12 protein-coding genes and 1 pseudogene are annotated in these 16,842 nt (G+C 70.4%); 8 read left to right on the top strand and 5 right to left on the bottom strand.

Features of this window, described 5'->3' with window-relative positions; genetic code table 11:
* The first annotated feature begins 187 nt into the window (after positions 1-187).
* Entirely contained in the window at positions 188-1,165 is a 978-nt protein-coding gene (locus AC0T5L_RS11650) for a CDP-alcohol phosphatidyltransferase family protein (protein ID WP_476165448.1), read from the top strand.
* Positions 1,166-1,285: 120 nt separating this feature from the next.
* Here the strand turns inward: AC0T5L_RS11650 and AC0T5L_RS11645 are convergent, their stop codons facing one another.
* Entirely contained in the window at positions 1,286-2,449 is a 1,164-nt protein-coding gene (locus tag AC0T5L_RS11645) for an acyltransferase family protein (RefSeq protein WP_476165447.1), read from the bottom strand.
* 446 nt (positions 2,450-2,895) lie between these two features.
* Here AC0T5L_RS11645 and AC0T5L_RS11640 point away from each other — a divergent pair, with 446 nt between their 5' ends.
* Positions 2,896-4,779 (top strand): amidohydrolase, encoded by a 1,884-nt coding sequence (locus AC0T5L_RS11640; protein WP_476165446.1) that lies wholly within the window; start codon positions 2,896-2,898, stop codon positions 4,777-4,779.
* Between the two features lie 6 nt (positions 4,780-4,785).
* On the top strand, positions 4,786-5,589 hold the full coding sequence (locus AC0T5L_RS11635) for a M48 family metallopeptidase (protein WP_476165445.1): 804 nt from the start codon (positions 4,786-4,788) through the stop codon (positions 5,587-5,589).
* A gap of 39 nt (positions 5,590-5,628) precedes the next feature.
* Here the strand turns inward: AC0T5L_RS11635 and AC0T5L_RS11630 are convergent.
* A pseudogene (locus AC0T5L_RS11630) lies at positions 5,629-7,793 on the bottom strand (elongation factor G-like protein EF-G2).
* Between the two features lie 178 nt (positions 7,794-7,971).
* On the opposite strand from AC0T5L_RS11630, the gene AC0T5L_RS11625 reads away from it, so the two are divergent.
* The 3 genes from AC0T5L_RS11625 (at position 7,972) to AC0T5L_RS11615 (ending at position 11,244) form a co-directional block, all read left to right on the top strand.
* Entirely contained in the window at positions 7,972-9,057 is a 1,086-nt protein-coding gene (locus tag AC0T5L_RS11625) for a CPBP family intramembrane glutamic endopeptidase (RefSeq protein WP_476165444.1), read from the top strand.
* Between the two features lie 17 nt (positions 9,058-9,074).
* Entirely contained in the window at positions 9,075-9,866 is a 792-nt protein-coding gene (locus AC0T5L_RS11620; protein ID WP_476165443.1) for an alpha/beta hydrolase, read from the top strand.
* Positions 9,867-9,966: 100 nt separating this feature from the next.
* Complete coding sequence (locus tag AC0T5L_RS11615) at positions 9,967-11,244, top strand: MFS transporter (RefSeq protein WP_476165442.1); 1,278 nt, start codon at positions 9,967-9,969, stop codon at positions 11,242-11,244.
* Between the two features lie 79 nt (positions 11,245-11,323).
* Here the strand turns inward: AC0T5L_RS11615 and AC0T5L_RS11610 are convergent, their stop codons facing one another.
* The 3 genes from AC0T5L_RS11610 to AC0T5L_RS11600 all read right to left on the bottom strand — a co-directional run bounded on the left by AC0T5L_RS11610 (position 11,324) and on the right by AC0T5L_RS11600 (position 13,991).
* Positions 11,324-12,292: a coiled-coil domain-containing protein gene (locus tag AC0T5L_RS11610; RefSeq protein WP_476165441.1), complete on the bottom strand. Its 969-nt coding sequence runs from the start codon at positions 12,290-12,292 to the stop codon at positions 11,324-11,326.
* A gap of 229 nt (positions 12,293-12,521) precedes the next feature.
* A complete protein-coding gene (gene def / locus AC0T5L_RS11605) occupies positions 12,522-13,076 on the bottom strand; it encodes a peptide deformylase (RefSeq protein WP_476165440.1) in 555 nt (184 codons plus the stop codon).
* 102 nt (positions 13,077-13,178) lie between these two features.
* Positions 13,179-13,991, bottom strand: coding sequence for a nucleotidyltransferase domain-containing protein (locus AC0T5L_RS11600; RefSeq protein WP_476165439.1), 813 nt, complete (start codon positions 13,989-13,991; stop codon positions 13,179-13,181).
* A gap of 858 nt (positions 13,992-14,849) precedes the next feature.
* On the opposite strand from AC0T5L_RS11600, the gene AC0T5L_RS11595 reads away from it, so the two are divergent.
* Together AC0T5L_RS11595 and AC0T5L_RS11590 are read left to right on the top strand one after the other, a co-directional pair.
* A complete protein-coding gene (locus AC0T5L_RS11595; RefSeq protein ID WP_476165438.1) occupies positions 14,850-15,527 on the top strand; it encodes a sirohydrochlorin chelatase in 678 nt (225 codons plus the stop codon).
* Positions 15,528-15,904: 377 nt separating this feature from the next.
* Positions 15,905-16,834 (top strand): aminoglycoside phosphotransferase family protein, encoded by a 930-nt coding sequence (locus AC0T5L_RS11590; RefSeq protein WP_476165437.1) that lies wholly within the window; start codon positions 15,905-15,907, stop codon positions 16,832-16,834.
* The last annotated feature ends 8 nt before the right edge of the window (positions 16,835-16,842 follow it).

Below are 16,842 nucleotides of genomic sequence, written 5' to 3'. Positions count from 1 at the left end.
CTACCGCGCGACCGCCTGTTGATCCCCCTCTTACCAGTCAAGTATGCCGTCACTGATTAGGTTGAGCGACCTCCGATCTGGCATGATGACTCGATCCCCGCCTATTCGGCCCCTTCCCGTGCCCTCGGTCGGTGCCTGTGCGCGACCGGACGGCGGCACGCGGGAACGGCACTCCTGGAGAACCCGAATGTCGCGTTTCACGTTCGCGCAAGTCAAGGAAGAGACCTACAAGGCGAAGGATGCCTGGTGGACGGTCTTCCTGGTGGACCCCCTGGCCGGACGCCTGGTCGCCTGGACGGCGAACCGCACAAGCATCACCCCCAACCAGCTGACGCTGGGAGCCGGGATCCTCGGTCTGTTCTCCGCGCTGTGCTTCGCCGCACCGGCCCTCGTCACGGGCAGCGGCTGGCCCTGGCTCCTGCTGGGCGCCCTGTTGTTCCACCTCAGCTTCGTGCTGGACTGCATGGACGGCAAGATCGCCCGGCTGAAGGGCACCGGTTCGGTCTTCGGCACCTGGGTCGACTTCGTCTTCGACCGCATCCGGTTCTTCGGCTGCGTGATGGCCCTGCTGATCGGCCAGTGGGCGGTCACCGGGAACGCGGCCTACCTGATCGTGGCGCCGGTCGTGGTCTTCTTCGACCTGCTGCGCTACCTCAACGGCTCACAGGTGGCCAAGACCCGTAGGAGCATGCACCAGACCCTCGCCGAGCTGACCGGTGACACCGACCAGTTGGGGGCCGCCGGCCAGGGCGACGCCGATCTCGAGGACGACGAGACGGCGGATGCCCCCGCCCGCCCGGACGCCCCGGTGCCGACCGGCTTCTACCCGCGTGTGCGTGACATGCTTCTGCGGCACCGGGTGCGCCCCCACCTGTTCAGCGGCATCGAGTTCGAGATGTTCCTGTGCGTGGTGGCGCCGGTGACCGTGCTGGTCGCCCTCTTCACGCCGCTGAACAGCCTGATCATCCCGGTCGCCGTGTTCTCCGTCCTGGCGCTGGCCTTCTTCGAGTTCGTCCTGGTGCTGCGGCTGTGGAAGGAGACGCGCCGTTTCGAGACGCGTCGCCGCGGGCTGCTCGCCTCCGGGGCCGGGACGGAGACCGCCTCCGGATCCGCCACGGGCGCCGGTGGCGCCGATTCCGGCACGGTGGTCAACAGCGGAAGCTGATCTCCCTGGTCCCTCCCGTTTCCGAGGCGGGGCAGGGTACGCAAGGGCGGGGGCGGTGCGTGTCGGCGCACCGCCCCCGTCGTTTCCGCGTGACCCGGCTCGTGGAAGGGGGGAACGGAGTCAGGCCCCGGCTCTCTTCTTCCGGTCGTCCCCGGAGCCCCCGTCGGCCCCGCCGTGCTTCCGGGCGCTGTCCCCGGAGTGCACCGCGGCGTCCTCGCGCAGGAACCAGGTCAGCTGCGGTTCCACCGCCCAGCGCATACTCCGGCGCACCCACGGGGTGCACAGCAGGAGTGTCAGTCCCAGGCCGAAGGCGACCATGGTCACCATCCCCGGTGCCCCGGACATGAGGCCGTACCAGGAGGATGCCTGGAGGATGACGATGACCACCGAGTGGCCCAGGTACACGTACAAGGTGTAGGCGCCCAACGGCGTGAACCACATGCGCTGCTTCGGAATCAGCGCGAGTACGGCGACGGTCATCACCAGCGCGAGGCCCATGAAGGCCATCCGCAGGCCCAGACTGGGCAGGAGCGGGTCGATGTCCCGGTCGGTGAGGCTGCTCGCCCAGAAGAGCCAGTCGCTGCTCAGGCGGTCGGAGATGGGCACGGCCAGTACCGCCGTCGTCCCCAGCACCAGTACGGACGCGATCCGCACCCACAGCCTGTCCAGGTGGTCGAAGTGCTCGCGGCGCAGGCTGAGGCCCAGGACGAAGAACGGAAGGAAGCTGAGGACACGCCCCAGCGAGAGCGTCCCGCCGAGGTCGGTCGTGGCGGCGAACATCGAGACGGCCACCGCTATGAGCACGGGCCAGCGCAGCCGCTTCCAGATCGGCACGCTCAGGCGCCACAGGAAGAGGGCGACCAGGAACCACAGGGCGTAGGTCGGCTGGAGCACCGACAGGGAGTCGGGAAGCCCGCCGCGCGTGAAGAAGTGGATGGTCTGGTGGATCGTCCAGAAGGTCAGATAGGGCACGGCCAACGTCAGGACCAGCTTCTCCACGCGCTTCGACGAGGCGTCGAAGGACCGCGAGAGGTAGCCGCTGATCAGGATGAACGCGGGCATGTGGAAGAAGTAGATCCAGTAGTACAGGGCACTGGCGGGCCCGTAGTCGTGCAGTGGTCCGATCGCGTGGCCGATGACGACCAGCGCGATCAGAACGAACTTGGCGTTGTCCAGGCGGGAGTCACGGCCGGGGACCGGGGCCGTCGTATCTGTCTTCTCGTCCGTGGCCGGGGTTGTCGCGCCTCGTCCCGGCTCCGGATTTCGGTCTGTCGGACTGGTCATGGATGAGGACACGGGTGGACTCCGAGATCACTCTGATACTGAGGGTGTGTGCGTGCTCTCGTGGCCGTGTGTACAGGCCAGGGAGTACGCAGGGACGGTGCCGCGTGGCGCGCGAGGGGGACACCGTAGGGTCGGACGAACGGACATGTGCTGCGTTACCTTACTGTGATGTAGCAAGGGATGCCAGCAGTTCTCCCGTATTCGGTGGAAAACCGCCGGAGTTCTTCCTCACCCAGATGTGGGATCGAGGTGCCTGAGGCGCGTGTGATGTGAGCAACTCGACGGGGGGTGGCTTTCCGTGTGCAGACCCTAACCCATACGTCACACCGCGGCGCACCGTGGGTGAACGTGCCAGTGTGTGCCCGTGACAGGCGCGCCGATAGGCTGTGCCGTCAGACGGGTGCCCGCTGGGCAGCTCCGACCCAGTTGAGATACGGAAGAAGGCGGTGAAAGCCGTGCCGCACGCGGTGGACCCCAACCGTGCCGCCCAGCACGGGAACGTGGTCATGCGACTCCTGGACGAGCTCTTCCCGCTCGTGGAGGGGTTCTACGTCGATCTGCACAAGAACCCCGAGCTCTCCCATGCTGAACACCGCACCGCCAGCGGTGTGGCCGAATGGCTCACCCGGACCGGCTACGAGGTCCACAAGGGTGTGGGCGGGGCCGGGGTCGTCGGCATCCTGCGCAACGGCCCCGGACCCACGGTGATGCTGCGCGCCGACATGGACGCGCTCCCCCTGGAGGAGAAGACCGGGCTGCCCTACGCCAGCACCACTCGTGCCGTCGACGACGGCGTCGAGGTTCCCGTCATGCACGCCTGCGGGCACGACGCCCACACCGCCTGCCTGGTGGGCGCGGCCGACCTGCTCTCGGAGACCCGCGACGAGTGGTCCGGGACCGTGATGGTCGTCGCCCAGCCGGGAGAGGAGACCCTCGACGGCGCGCAGACCATGCTGGAGGACGGGCTGTTCGACCGGTTCGGCCGCCCCGACGTCGTCCTCGGCCAGCACCTGGGGCCGCAGCCCGCCGGGCTGATCTCCCACCGCGCCGGGGTCATCCTGGGCGCCTCCAGCTCCTACCGGGTGCGCGTGTACGGGGAGGGCGGCCACGCCTCCCAGCCGAACACGACCGTGGACCCGGTGCTCATCGCCGCGAGCATCGTCACCCGTCTACAGGGCGTGGTCTCCCGCGAGGTCAGCCCGAGTGAGATGGCGGTACTCACCGTCGGCAGGATCCAGGCCGGGACGAAGGCCAACATCATCCCCGACGAGGCGTACCTGGAGATCAACACCCGGACCCTGAACGACAACGTCGCCGCGCAGCTGGAGTCCGCCATCGAGCGGATCGTGCGCGCCGAGGCCGCCGCGTCCGGGGCCACCCGCGAGCCTGACATCGAGCGCTTCCAGGGTGCCGGGGCCACCCTCAACGACGCGCAGAGCACCGCCGACGTGGCCGCCGCGCACCACGCCTACTTCGGCGACGACTACGTCATCCACCTGCCGGACCCCTCCCCGGCGACCGAGGACTTCGGCTACTTCGGCCTGCCCGACGACCCACAGCCCATCCCTTACGTGCTCTGGTTCGTCGGCGCCACCCCGCACGACGTGTGGGAGGCCGCCCCCGGCGACACCCCGTACGAGAAGATGGGCAACGTCCCCAGCAACCACTCGCCGTTCTTCGCGCCCGCCCGCGAGCCCACCCTGCGCGCCGGACTCGCCGCGATCACCGTCGCCGCGCTGTCCTACCTGGGCAAAGACCGCCAGCCGGGCGGCGCTTCCGCGGCGCCCGCGGGCGAGGCGTTCCCGGGGCCGCCGCCCGAGGAGCCCGCGGACACGTACGCGACCATGAGCGGTCCGGCCGAGCCGCCGAGCGGCGCCCCGATCGACGCGCCCGCGCCACAGGGGGAGCCGCTCTCCGACCCGCTTTCGGATCCCCTCTCCGACCCGCTCGGCCCGCCGCCGTCCGGCTCCCCGGTCTCCGGCCCGTCCGATTCCAACGACGCCTACGACAGCGCCTACCTCGCCTCCTCCTGGCCCGACCCCGAGACGGACCGGTCCAAGACCACCCACGACGCCGACATGGAGTCGGTGATGGAGGGCCAGGACGAGGAGCTCCGCGAGGAGTGGCGCAGCGAGAAGGTCGAGGAGTCCACGCTGTCCGCGGACATGGCCGCGCTGCTGGACGAGGACGACTTCCCGCAGGGGCTGCGCCCGCCGCAGGGCCCGCCGTCCGGTCCGGCCTACGGCGGTCCGCCGCCGCGGGGCAGCGCCCACGACGCGCCGCCCCCCGGGCCCGACGACGACCATCCCGACACCGACTACCGTCTCTGACCGCGGATGGGGGTCGTCCCATGGCGGTGGGGTGACCGCCGTCTGCGCAGGTCGTTGCGCCATCCCAGGGAGATCCCCCTCCTCGCCGCGTGCGTGGGGGTGACCCTGTTCGCCGTGGTGGGCGCGCTCAGCCGCGCCTACTCCGGTGACCCGAACGAGCCGCTGCTACTGCTCAGCATCCCCGCGCTCGTGTACTTCGTGCGCGGGCAGCTGTACGCGCGCCAGCGCGTCAACGGGGTGCGTATCACCGAGGGGCAGTTTCCGGAGGCGCACCGGATGGTGGCCGAGGCCGCCGCCGCGTTCAACATGCGGCACGTGCCCGAGGCCTACATCGTGCTGGGCAACGGTGTGATCAACGCGTTCGCCTCGGGGCACGGGTTCCGCCGCTACGTGGCCGTCAACAGTGACCTGTTCGAGGTGGGCGGGCGCCTGGCCGACCCCGACGCGCTGCGGTTCGTGATCGGCCACGAGGTCGGGCACATCGCCGCCGGGCACACGTCGTTCTGGCGGCAGTTCGGTGTCTCGGTGGCGAACGTGATCCCCGGTGTGGGCACCACCCTGGGCCGCGCGCAGGAGTACACGGCCGACAACCACGCCTACGCGTTCTGCCCCGAGGGCGTGCAAGGGCTCAGGGTGCTGGCGGCGGGCAAGTACCTCTACCGGTCCGTGGACTTCGACGACATCGCCGCGCGCGCCCACACCGACACCGGTTTCTTCGTGATGCTGGTCAACCTCCTGTCCAGCCACCCGGTGAACACCTTCCGTTTCGCGGCCCTCGCCGACCGCAGCGGGCCGGGCCGGATCTTCTAGCCGCCGCCGGCCCGCGCCGTCCGGAACCCGTCTGCCGGATCAGTGCGCCCGGCTCGGTTCGGGCAGCCTGGCGGCGACCTGGTGCGGCAGCGGTTCGTGGCACAGATAGTGGCGGGCGAGCACCCCCGTGCCGTGCGAGACCGACCGCAGCTCCACCGCGTACCGGGTGATCTCCAGCTCCGGCACCTCCGCACGCACCACCGCTCGTCCACCGCTGGCCGTCTCGGTCCCCACCACCCGGCCGCGCCGGGCCGACAGATCGCTCATCACCGCGCCCAGGTAGGCGTCGTCCACCTCCACGGACACCTCGTCCACCGGTTCCAACATCGTCAGCCTCCCGGCCGACGCCGCGTCCCTCAGCGCCAGGCGGCCCGCCTTCTGGAAGGCCATGTCGGAGGAGTCCACCGAGTGCGCCTTGCCGTCGTAGAGCCTCACCCGGATGTCCACCAGCGGATATCCCGAGTCCATGCCGTCCGCCATCTGGGCGCGAACGCCCTTCTCCACCGAAGGGATGAACTGGCGGGGCACGACCCCGCCCACGATCTCGTCGACGAACTCCAGGCCCGCGCCCGACTCCAGCGGCTCCACCTGGATCCGGCAGACGCCGAACTCGCCGTGTCCGCCGCTCTGCTTGACGTTGCGCCCCATGCCCTGTGCCGGGACCGCGAAGGTCTCACGCAGCGGCACCCGCACCTCGCCGGTCCCCACCCGCACCCCGCCGCGGTGCTCCAACCGGTCGAGCGCGGCGTCCAGGTGCGCCTCACCCAGGCTCCACAGCACCATCTGGCGGGTCTCCGGGTTCACCTCCACCCGCAGCGACGGATCCTCCGCCACCAGACGGGCCACCGCCTGTGACAGCTTGTCCTCGTCCCCGGAGGAGGCGGCGGTCAGCGACACGGGCAGTAGAGGCTGCGGGAAGTGCCATGGGGCCACCCGCAGCGGCCGGTCCGGGTCGGAGAGGGTGTCACCGGTACGGGCGTCCGGCAGCTTCGCCACCAGGCACAGGTCACCGGCGACCACCTGGCCCGCCGGGCGGCTCTCGCGGCCCAGGGGTACGGACACGAACCCACGCGCTCGTCGTTGCCCGCACGGTCGAGCTCACCGGACCCGGCCAGGCCGCAGGGCACGCCGTGTCCGTGTAGGTGAACGCGGGCGTCGGGGCGCAGTGTTCCGGAGAACACGCGCACCAGGCTCATCCGGCCCACGTACGGGTCACCGGTGGTGCTGAGAACCTCCGCGACGAGCGGTCCGTCCGGGTCGCAGGACATGCCCCGCACCGGCTTCCCCGCGGGTGTGGTCACCGGTGGGAACGGGCGGCGGGTCGGATCCGGGCACGACAGCGGCAGTTCGCGCAGCAGCTCGCGCACGCCCACGCCCTGGGTGGGACTGGTCGCCAGGACCGGGTGGAAGCCGCCCGCGGCCACGGCCGTCTTCAGGTCGGCGATGAGCCGGTCCGGGTCGAGTCCACCGCCCTCCATGTAGCGTTCCATGAGGTCCTCGTCCTCGCTTTCGGTGATGACCTCCTCGATGAGGGCCTCCCGAAGCGGACCCGCGGTCTCACGCAGCCAGTCAGGCGCGGAGCGCGGAGCGGGGGCGGCTCCGCCCCCGTCGGAGTAGTCGTAGTAGCGCTCGGAGACCAGTCCCCACACGCCGACCACGCGGCGATCGTCCCCCGTGCCCTCCACGGCGGGGACGTAGGCGGGATGGACGCCGGGGCCGAACGCCTCCTGGCACTGGGCGACCACCTCGTCGTAGTCCGCGCGAGGATGGTCGATCTTGGTGACGGCCACCGCCCGGGGCATGCCCACGGCGGCGCACTCCTCCCACAGCACGCGGGTGCGGCCGTCCACACCGTCCAGGGCGGAGATGACGAACAGGGCGGCGTCGGCGCCGCGCAGCCCGGCGCGCATGGCCCCGATGAAGTCGGCGTATCCGGGGGTGTCCAGCAGGTTGACCTTCACGTCACCGGCCATGACCGGGTTGACGGTGAGGTGGACCGAACGCCTCTGGCGGATCTCGACATCGTCGTGGTCGCTGACGGTCGTGCCCTCCGCCACGCTGCCGGGGCGGCTGATCTCCCCCGTGGTCAGAAGCAGCGCCTCGACCAGACTCGTCTTACCGGCGCCGGACGGGCCGACCAGCGCGATATCGCGGATGTTCTGGGGCCTGTCGGCCCTCGGTACGTCTACGGCTCGGTCTGCCATCCCTGCTACCCAGCCCTTCGGGGTCCGAGCGGTGGTCACGCGGGCCGGGTGCCACCGCCCGTGGTGTGACCTGTGGCACTTCCACGGTCACCCCTCGCGGGTCGCACGGCAAGAGGAAGCTGGGACCGAAATCTGGCATGTGCACTAAGACTCGTTTCGGACCTCTACTATTACCTCCGTGCCATGGTCGGAATCCCTCCCTCAGTTCAGCTTCGCCGGAACCGTTCTGACGGTCCTGCTGCTCCTCTTCGCGGCGGTCGGCGAACCCCTCCTCGGAAGGAGGGCCTTCGCGTGGCTGTCCCGTAGGCGCGACAGCCACGCGCAAGCCCTCACGCTGGTGCACGCCCTCACGCTGGGAGTCCACGTGCTGTGGGGTCTGGCGGCCCTCGGGGTGCTGCTGCTCTCGCCGAACCTCGCCGCCGCCGACCTGGGGCTGCGCGCACCCCACGCCTGGGGACCGGTCGCGGGCGGCGCCGTCGGCGGCCTACTGGCCCTGGCGGTGCTGTGGGTACTGGTCAACGGACTGCCGAAGAACCTGCCCATACTCGGTACGGGCCAGAAGCAGGGTGGGGGCCGCAGGCGCCGCGGCTCCGGGAGAGCCGCTGAGCAGGCGGGGTACGACCCGCACGGCGGTCGGGCCTCCGGCCGCCGCAGACGGCGCGCGGCCACGCCCGTCGCCCTTCCCGAGCCCGAGCGCGCCCGTGGCCTGCTCGTGCCGCGCACCGCCACCGAGCGGGTGCTGGCCGCCGGGGTGGCCGTCACCGGGGGAGTGTTCGGGGAACTGCTCTACCGGGGGTTGTTCATCGTCCTGGTGGCCAGCATGGACGTGCCGCTGTGGATCGCCGCCGTGCTGTCGGTGGTGCTGTTCTCCGTCGCGCACCTCTACCAGGGCTGGTGGGGGCTGGTCAGCGCAGGCGTGTCGGGCACCCTGTTCACCGTCCTCTACCTGGGAACCGGGAGCATATGGGTGCCGGTCCTCGTCCACGCGGTGCTCGACCTGCGCTCGCTGGCCTTCCCGCCCGCCGCTGTCCGTGAGGCCTGGGACCAGGGCTATGACGGGTACGAGGACGAGTACGGGTACGAGTACGACGACGATTACGGCGAGTACGACGACGGATACGAGCACGCGGAAGCCGATTACGGTGAGCCCCGCGGAGTCCCCTCCCGGGAGGCTCCGCCCGCCGGCCACCCCTCCCATGGCACCGCTGCCGGCTACGGCGACGGGACTGACACACTGGGCCCGGGCTTCGACCCACGGAACTGATCGGGCACGATGGTGGGGTGTCCGATGCCATTGACCACCCGCTCTCCCAGCCCCAAGAGAACCGCTACTGGCTGACCACCTCCGACGGAGTCGGTATCGACGCCGTGCTCCTGAGCTGCTCCGAAGCCCGCACCACCGCCGTGGTCCTCGCCAACGGGTTCACCGGTACCTACCGCAACCCGAACACCCGTGCCTTCGCCGAGGCGCTCCTGCCCGTCGGCGACGTGATGACCTTCGACTTCCGCGGCCACCACCGTTCCGGCGGACGCAGCACCGTCGGCAACGAGGAGATCCACGATCTGGAGGCGGCCGTCGTCCGTCTGCGCGAACTCGGCTACACCTCCGTCTCCGTCGTGGGCTTCTCGATGGGGGCCGCCGTCGCCGTCCGGCACGCCGCCGTCTACGGCGGGACGGACGCGGTGGTCTCGGTCAGTGGACCGAGCCGCTGGTACTACAAGGGCACACGCCGCATGCGGCTGCTTCACCTCGGCATCGGAGGCAGCGTGGGCCGCTTCCTCCTGCGCAGCTTCCGCAGGGTCCGGGTCATCAACCGCGAGTGGGACTCCAGACCGGCCGAGCCGCGCGAGGCCGCCGGGAAGATCTCCCCGACACCTCTGCTGGTCGTGCACGGGGACGCCGACACCTACTTCCCCGTCTCCCACGCCACCGCGATCTACGAAGCCGCCCTGGAGCCCCGCGACCTGTGGATCATCCCGGGGATGGGGCACGCCGAACGCGCCCTCACCCCCGAACTGACCGTGCGCATCCGGGACTGGCTCGCGGAGAGGACCGCTCCCGAACACGGGTAGCGCCGCTCGGGCGGATTTCCCGACGCGGTGGCGTGAGAGACGGACGGGGCCTGATACGCACGGTTTCGACAGGTATACCTACGTCGGCTAGAAAGGACGGATGATCCGATCTCGTTCGTCCTCCCCCGGGAGCGGCGGAACACCGTCCGACGAGTCCGCGGACAAGGCCCTGCCAGGGCTGCGCGGCAAGGGCTTCGCCCTTCTCATCGCGGCCACGGCGATCGGACTGTGCGGTTTCGCCGCCGTCCTCCCGCTGGTACCGCTGTGGGCCACCCGTGGCGGCGTGGGCGAGTTCGGCGCGGGGAGCACCACCGCCGTGTTCATGCTCACCACCGTGCTCACCCAACTCGCCATGCCCTGGCTGTTGGAGAGGGGCGGCTATCGGTGGGCGTTCCCGGTCGGATCGCTGATCATGGGCCTGCCCGCCCCGCTGTTCGCCCTGACCACCGACCTGGCCGCGCTCCTGGCCATCTCGGCGGTGCGCGGTGTCGGTTTCGGTATGGTCAGCGTCGCCGGGACGGTGCTCGCCGCCCGTCTGGTCCCACAGCACCAGGTGGGCCGGGCCACCGGCTACTACGGGCTGGCGGTCGGTCTGCCCCAGGTGCTTATCCTGCCCGGCGGGGTGGGGCTGGCCCTCAACATCGGCTTCGGCACCGCGTTCTGGATCACCGGTCTGTGCTCAGTGCTGGGCGCGGTCCTGGCCGGGGGCGTCTGGTTCGCCGACGGCGGCCGCAACCGTGCGGCGCTGCGCAGCGTGGACCGGTCGGCTGAGAGCGTCCCCGGCACCTCCGCGAAACCCTCGCTGCTACTGGCGCTGGCGGCGCCGCTGGTGCTCATGCTGCTGACCGCGTCGGCTGCCAGCGCGATCATCACCTTCCTGGCCATCCCCTTCGAGCAGGCGGCGTGGCTGGTGGGTGGCGCTCTGACCACCTACGCGCTGGCGGTCGTGGTGGGGCGCTGGACCGCCGGGATGCTGCACGACCGCTACCGGCGTGTCCTCCTGCTGCTGCCGGGCATGGTCGGCGCGGTCCTCGGCATGGCCCTGATCACCGCTGCCCTGTGGTCGTCCGGAGGAGGGGACGGCCCGGGTGCGGGGACGGCGCTGCTGGTGCTTCTCGGCGCGGCGGTGTTCGGCCTCGGCTTCGGTGCGGTCCAGAACGAGACCGTCACCCTCATGCTCAACCGCGCCGGTCCGGCCGGGTACGGCCGGGCCAGCGCGGTGTGGAACATCGGCTACGACGCGGGCTCGGGCGCCGGAGCGGTGGCTCTGGGCCTGCTGATCCAGCTGCTCGGTTACGGCCCCGCCTTCGCGTTCACGGCCGTGGCGCTGCTGGCCGCCCTCCCGGTCGCCCTCAGCGGGCGAGGGTCCCGCGCCTGACCCGGCGGCCCCTGCCGTCCGGCCGGCACCGCCGCGTGCTCCTCGCCGTGCCCGCGGCTGAGGCGAGAACGCCCTACGCCTAGTACGACGAGATGTGCACGTGGTCGTAGTGGTTCTGGGTGTTGTCGCCCCGGTCGTTCATCCACGTCCACTGGCGTGCCGTGGACTGCCAGATCTGCTGTTCCCAGATGATGTACTTGATGCCCAGCCGGTCGGCGTTGTCGATCCCGTACTGGGAGATCTGGGCGCCCAGGGCCTTGTTCTCCGCTGATGGCAGGGCACCGCCCGAACTCATCATGAAGTCGCATGCGTTGCCAGCGCCGTGGTCGCCGGAGTCGGCGCGCAGGCAGCCCACAGGGTAGGGGGCGCCCATCGTCTGCACGATCTCGTCGCGGATCGCTGCCATACGCGGGGAGGCACCGCTCCACCCCCAGCCCTTGGCGCTCTCGGGGATGGTGCCGTCGCCGGAGGTCTCGGGGACCTGCTCCTCCTCGTACTTCTTGATGCGCTCCTCGACCTCGTCCTTCTCCGCCTCCAGCGTCTCGATGAGTTCCGCGGCCTCGTCCTTCTCCTCCTGGAGCCCCTCAGCGACCTGCGAGGCCTCGTCGCGGGTCTCGACGAGCTCGGCGATCTGCTCGGACTGGCTCTGCCCGAGGTAGCTCAGGACCGCGGAGTCGGAGAACATCTCCTCCGGCTGGCTGGAGAAGATCACCTGGAACGCGGGGTCGAGGGCGCCTCCGCTCTTGTACTGGGTGGAAGCGATGGTGGACACGCCGTCCCGGGAGGCGTCCAGGCGTTCCTCGACCTCCTCCAGGTCCTCCTCGGCCTCCTCCACGCGTTCCTTGATCTCGGTGAACTGGAGTAGCTCGCCGTCGTAGGACTCCTCCAGTTCCTCGGCTCGCCGGTTCAGCTCATCGATGTCAACCTCGTCGTCTTCCGGCTCCGCGTGCACCGTGCCGGGCAGGCCGACCGCGAGGGCCGTGGTCAGCCCGGCCAGGGCCAGGGCGGCACGTCTGCCGCGCGGGAAGGAGGAAGGAGTGGGTCTCATGTCTGCTCCGAGGATGGTCCTGGCGCATCCGGTGCCGCCGGCGTGTGCCGGGGGGGCCGCGGCGGTGGGAGATGCTCATCAGGCCATACGAGATCTTGGCGTTATATGCCTATTGCTTTGACTCACGTGACTTGGGGGAGTGCGCGGGGATGTGCCCGAAGATACCCGGAGCGAAGGACCGGATCGTCCCCTCACGGCATGACTGAGGGGCCGTGCGCGGGAGGTTCCGTCAGCTCGCGCCGCCGAAGGCGCGGGGGAGCTGCACACCCGTCGGTTCGGGCGGCTCGGCGGGCATGAACCAGTCCGAGCGGCGGATATCGCGCAGGGCCTGTTTGCGGGACTGGGGGCTCAGACGGTCCACGTAGAGGATGCCGTCCAGGTGGTCGGTCTCGTGCTGGAGGCAGCGGGCCATCAGCCCGGTTCCCTCCAGGGTGACCGGCTCGTTGCGCAGGTCCACGCCGGTGACCACGGCGCGCTCGGCCCGCTTGGTGGGATACCACAGCCCGGGGACCGACAGACAGCCCTCCTCGCCCTCCTGGACCTCCTCCGACAGCTCGGCGATCTCCGGGTTGATCACATAGCCGACCCGGTTCTCGACGTTGTAGCTGAACACGCGCAGGCCCACCCCGATCTGGGTGGCGGCCAAGCCGGCCCGTCCGGGGGCGTCGACCGTCTCCAGGAGGTCCCTGACCAGTACCTCGGTGTGCTGGTCGAACTTCGTGACGGGGGTGGTCGGCGCGACGAGGACGGGGTCGCCGAAACGGACGATGGGTCGCATGGTCATGCGACCAGGTTAGCGGGACCGTGCGGGAGGTCGTACGGAAGCGGAGAATCCGGACCCGGCGGCGGACGGCCGAAGGGGCGCCGCGCGCACCGAGGAGGCACGTCAGGCGGCCAGGCCGCGGCGCAGGGAGTCGTCCAGCACCATCTCGATGTAGTCCAGGGCGGCTCGTCGTCGGGCCAGGGCGCTCTCGTACAGGGAGGACGCGTTGGCGCTGCGGCGCACACGCAGGCACTCGTTGACGATGCGCTGCCACCGTTCGGGGAAGGCGTGGAGGGCATAGGCGCCCGCGCAGGACTTGGAGGTGATCTCCCCGGTCTTGAGGGTGAAGTGCAGGCAGCTGACGCTCAGCACGCTCCACGAGGGTGCCAGCGAGCCGAGGACCGCCAGGCCGCGCGGAGTGACCAGACGCCCCGCCTTCTCCCGCCAGCGCCGCCACTGCTCGTCCAAGGAACCGAGGGACCAGGCGCGCAGGCTCTCGGGCTCGTCCCACACGTCCAGTTCGAGAGGGTGCGGGCCGCGGACGGTGACACCGTGCTCGGCGAGGATGTGCCAGGTGACGGGATTGACGTCGGCGCTGGCGCGGCTGCGGAACCGGCCGCTGATCACCGAGGCGACCGAGCCGCAGGAGGCCGGGTCGTGGGTGAGGTCGTTCCAGGTGACGTGGACGCCGTTGAACTGGGGCTTGGGGATGTCGGCGCGTGTGCGCGCGTGGGCCCTGCGCAGCAGCTCCAGCTCGCGTGGTCCCGGTGTGCGACCGGTGACGATGACGAAGTCGACGTCGCTGGTGTGGGGGCGGAAGTCGCCGAGGGCGACCGAACCGGTCAGGTAGAGACCTTCGACCAGGCCGGGGGCCTCCTGGTCGGCGTGCGCGAGAAAGGTCTGGGCCAGCGTCTGCACCCGAGGGTGGACGGCCATGCTCACTCCAGTCTGGATGGTTCGGTGCGGATCTCAGGGCGCGGCCCGTCCGGTGGTGAGGAGACCGGCGGCCGCGGTCACCCGGAGCGGTCCTGCGGCTCCTGTGCCTGCGGGGACATGCTCCATCAGTACCAAGTGTGGGCGGATCCGGGGGTTCATGGCAAGTAGTCACGCCGAACCCGCGTCCTGTCTCCCCACGTCAGGTGGTGCGCGGTTATGGCGCCCTGGGGGAGTGCGCACCCTTGACAGATGAGGGCGCGGTATGCCAAGGGGTCGCGCGGTAGGGAATCTCGGGCGGGGCGACCGGCCCGAGGGCGCCCGGCGGGCGTCGGGGACGAACCGGAGTGGAAACGGCGGCCTAGGGAGGAGGCGGAAAATCCACGCCGTATCAGGCGGGGCGCCCAGCGCACATTCAGCGGCACGTGCATCCGCACTTGACGAATGCATGTGAAATCCTTTGCCGGAGATTTCTCTAGAGAGGTGCTCAGGCGAAATCAGCGGTTTGTTCATCTGTGAATTATGGATGTGGTGTCCGCCATGTCCTGCTGCGGGGTAATTGCCGGCGTGGAGCGTGGAGCGTCCGTCTGGGCAGGTGGTCGGCACCGTGCTTCCTGAGGAGCAAGGATAGCCGTCTTCCCCGGCGCGTGCCGTGAGGCGTACGCCACCCTCCGGAGAAGTGGACAGCCCTGATTTTTTCGGCGATTGTGATGGTTCACGGGTGCTCTCGGCGGTGATAACCACAGCAGCCATTGTCCGCTGTTTTCCTCCGTGTAACACGGCAGAACCCCCTCGAAACTGTGCCGCTTTACGATCTGCGGGCAACGGCAGTTTTCCAGGCGAAGTACGAAGGAGTTGTGCATGGTCCCCACGATGGTCCTCGTAGCCGACGACTCGCGTGACGCCCACCGAAGGGAGGCCCTGTGCGGCCTGGCCGAGGCTGTGGCCAGCAGGGGCGAGGTGCCGGTGGCCCAGGCATTCGGCGGCCCCGCCGACGTCACCGCCGCCCTGCGCTCCGTCCGGGGCCCCAAGGTGGTCGTCCCCGCCTTCGTCGCGGGTGGCGACGTCGCCAGTGCCCGCCTGCTCTCCCGGCTCGACCTCGGCCGTCTGGAGGACTCCTGCCGCACCGCTCCCCTGGGGGCGGTCCCGTCCATCGTCGCCGATCTCGCCGCACGGCTCACCGACTCCGGCCGGAAGCCGTCCGACGGCGTGGTCCTGGCCGCTGACGGCACCACCGGCACCGAGGAGCGCCAGGTCGTCATGGACGTGGCACGCATGCTCAGCCGCCGCCTCAGCTCCCCGGTCCAGGTCGGCTACCTGCGCACCTGGGCACCCTCGGTGTTCGACGCCGTCGACCGGCTGCGCCGCCACGGCCACGACAAGGTCGCCGTCGCCGCCTGGAGGCTGGTCGACGGACCCGACTTCGACCTGCTGCGTGAGCTGGACGTCACCGCCATCACCGCGCCCCTGTGGCCCTCGGAGCTGGTCGTGGACACCCTCCTCGCCCAGCACCGGGTGATCAAGGGGCGCCTGGTCTGAACCGCACGGCGTCCTCGGCCGCCAGGGATCCTCGGCAGGACTCCACCAAGGGTGACTCAGTGGAGCCCGTGGGTGATCCCGTGATTCGGGCCGTTTCCGTACCGTTACCGAAGACACGAGGGCGGGTAGGAACCAAGCGGGCGGGAACTCCCCGTACCCACAAATGCGGTACCCGTACCGCGCCGCCGTCAGGCGGCACGGCAGTGATCCGGGCGCGGCTCCTCCGGCGGCTTCGCATTCCCCACGTCGTATGGAGGCTCCCCCGCGACCGGCCCGGGGCCCGAACAACGCTCGCGCAGCACGGACCGCCGGTCCGTCGACCCGCGAAGGGGCTCGACCCCGGGCAGGCATCGACGTGGGCGATCTAAGGTGGATGTATGAACGACGTCACAGTGCAGTTCGTCGACGACCGGCAGCGTCGGCGTCTGGAACGGCGCTTCGGCAGCCATGTCAGTGATTGGCTGACCGAGCTCCCCGCGATCGTCGAGAAGCTTGCCTCGGAGTGGCGGCTGACCATCGAGGGGCCGGCCCCCCACGGCCGGACCTCCGTCGTCATCGGCGCCGTCCTGCCCGACGGCACCCGGGCCGTGCTCAAGCTGTCTCCGGACACCGGTCTGGCCGTGTCCGAGGCCCGGCTCCTGCGCATGTGGGAGGCTTCCGGGCGCGTGCCACGCGTGCGGGGGGTGGACTGCGAGCGGGGCGCCATCCTCATGGAGTGGGTCGACGGCGACACCATCGCGGCGGGCGGAGTGATCCCGTCCATGGAGACCATCGGCGCACTCATCGCCCAGCTGCACGCCGTCGAGGTGCCCCGCCGGGAACTGCTCGAACTGCGCCCCCTGACCTCGCGGGTGCAGTTCGTCTTCGACCTGTGGAACCGCGAGCGCGCCGAGGGGCCGGCCGCCGACGTGGTGCCCGCGTCGGCCATGCACCAGGGGTTCTGCCGGGCCCGCGACCTGGCCAACGGGACGGTCGACGTCGTGCCCCTGCACGGGGACCTGCACCCGGGCAACGTGATCGACGGCGGCGAGCGCGGCCTGGTGGCCGTCGATCCGCGCGCCTGCCTGGGCGACGGCGCGGTCGACGCCGTGGAATGGGCCCTGTGGAGGGCCACCAGCCTGACAGAGGTGGTGTACCGAGTGGACGTGCTCTCCGGAGTCCTGGGGGTGGACGGTGACCGGCTGATGGCATGGGTGCGCGCCTTCGCGCCCTGCCTGGCGGTGGCCAGGGCCAATCGGGGCCATGTGGGGACCGACGAGTTCGACATGCTCATGGAGCTGTCCGAGGGACTGGCCTTCGCCAGCTGATCGGGGCG

The sequence above is a fragment of the Nocardiopsis sp. TRM 82005 genome, from assembly GCF_056312425.1.
The sequence above is the reverse complement of the archived record's forward strand: the minus strand, read 5'-3'. Positions and strand labels throughout refer to the sequence as shown.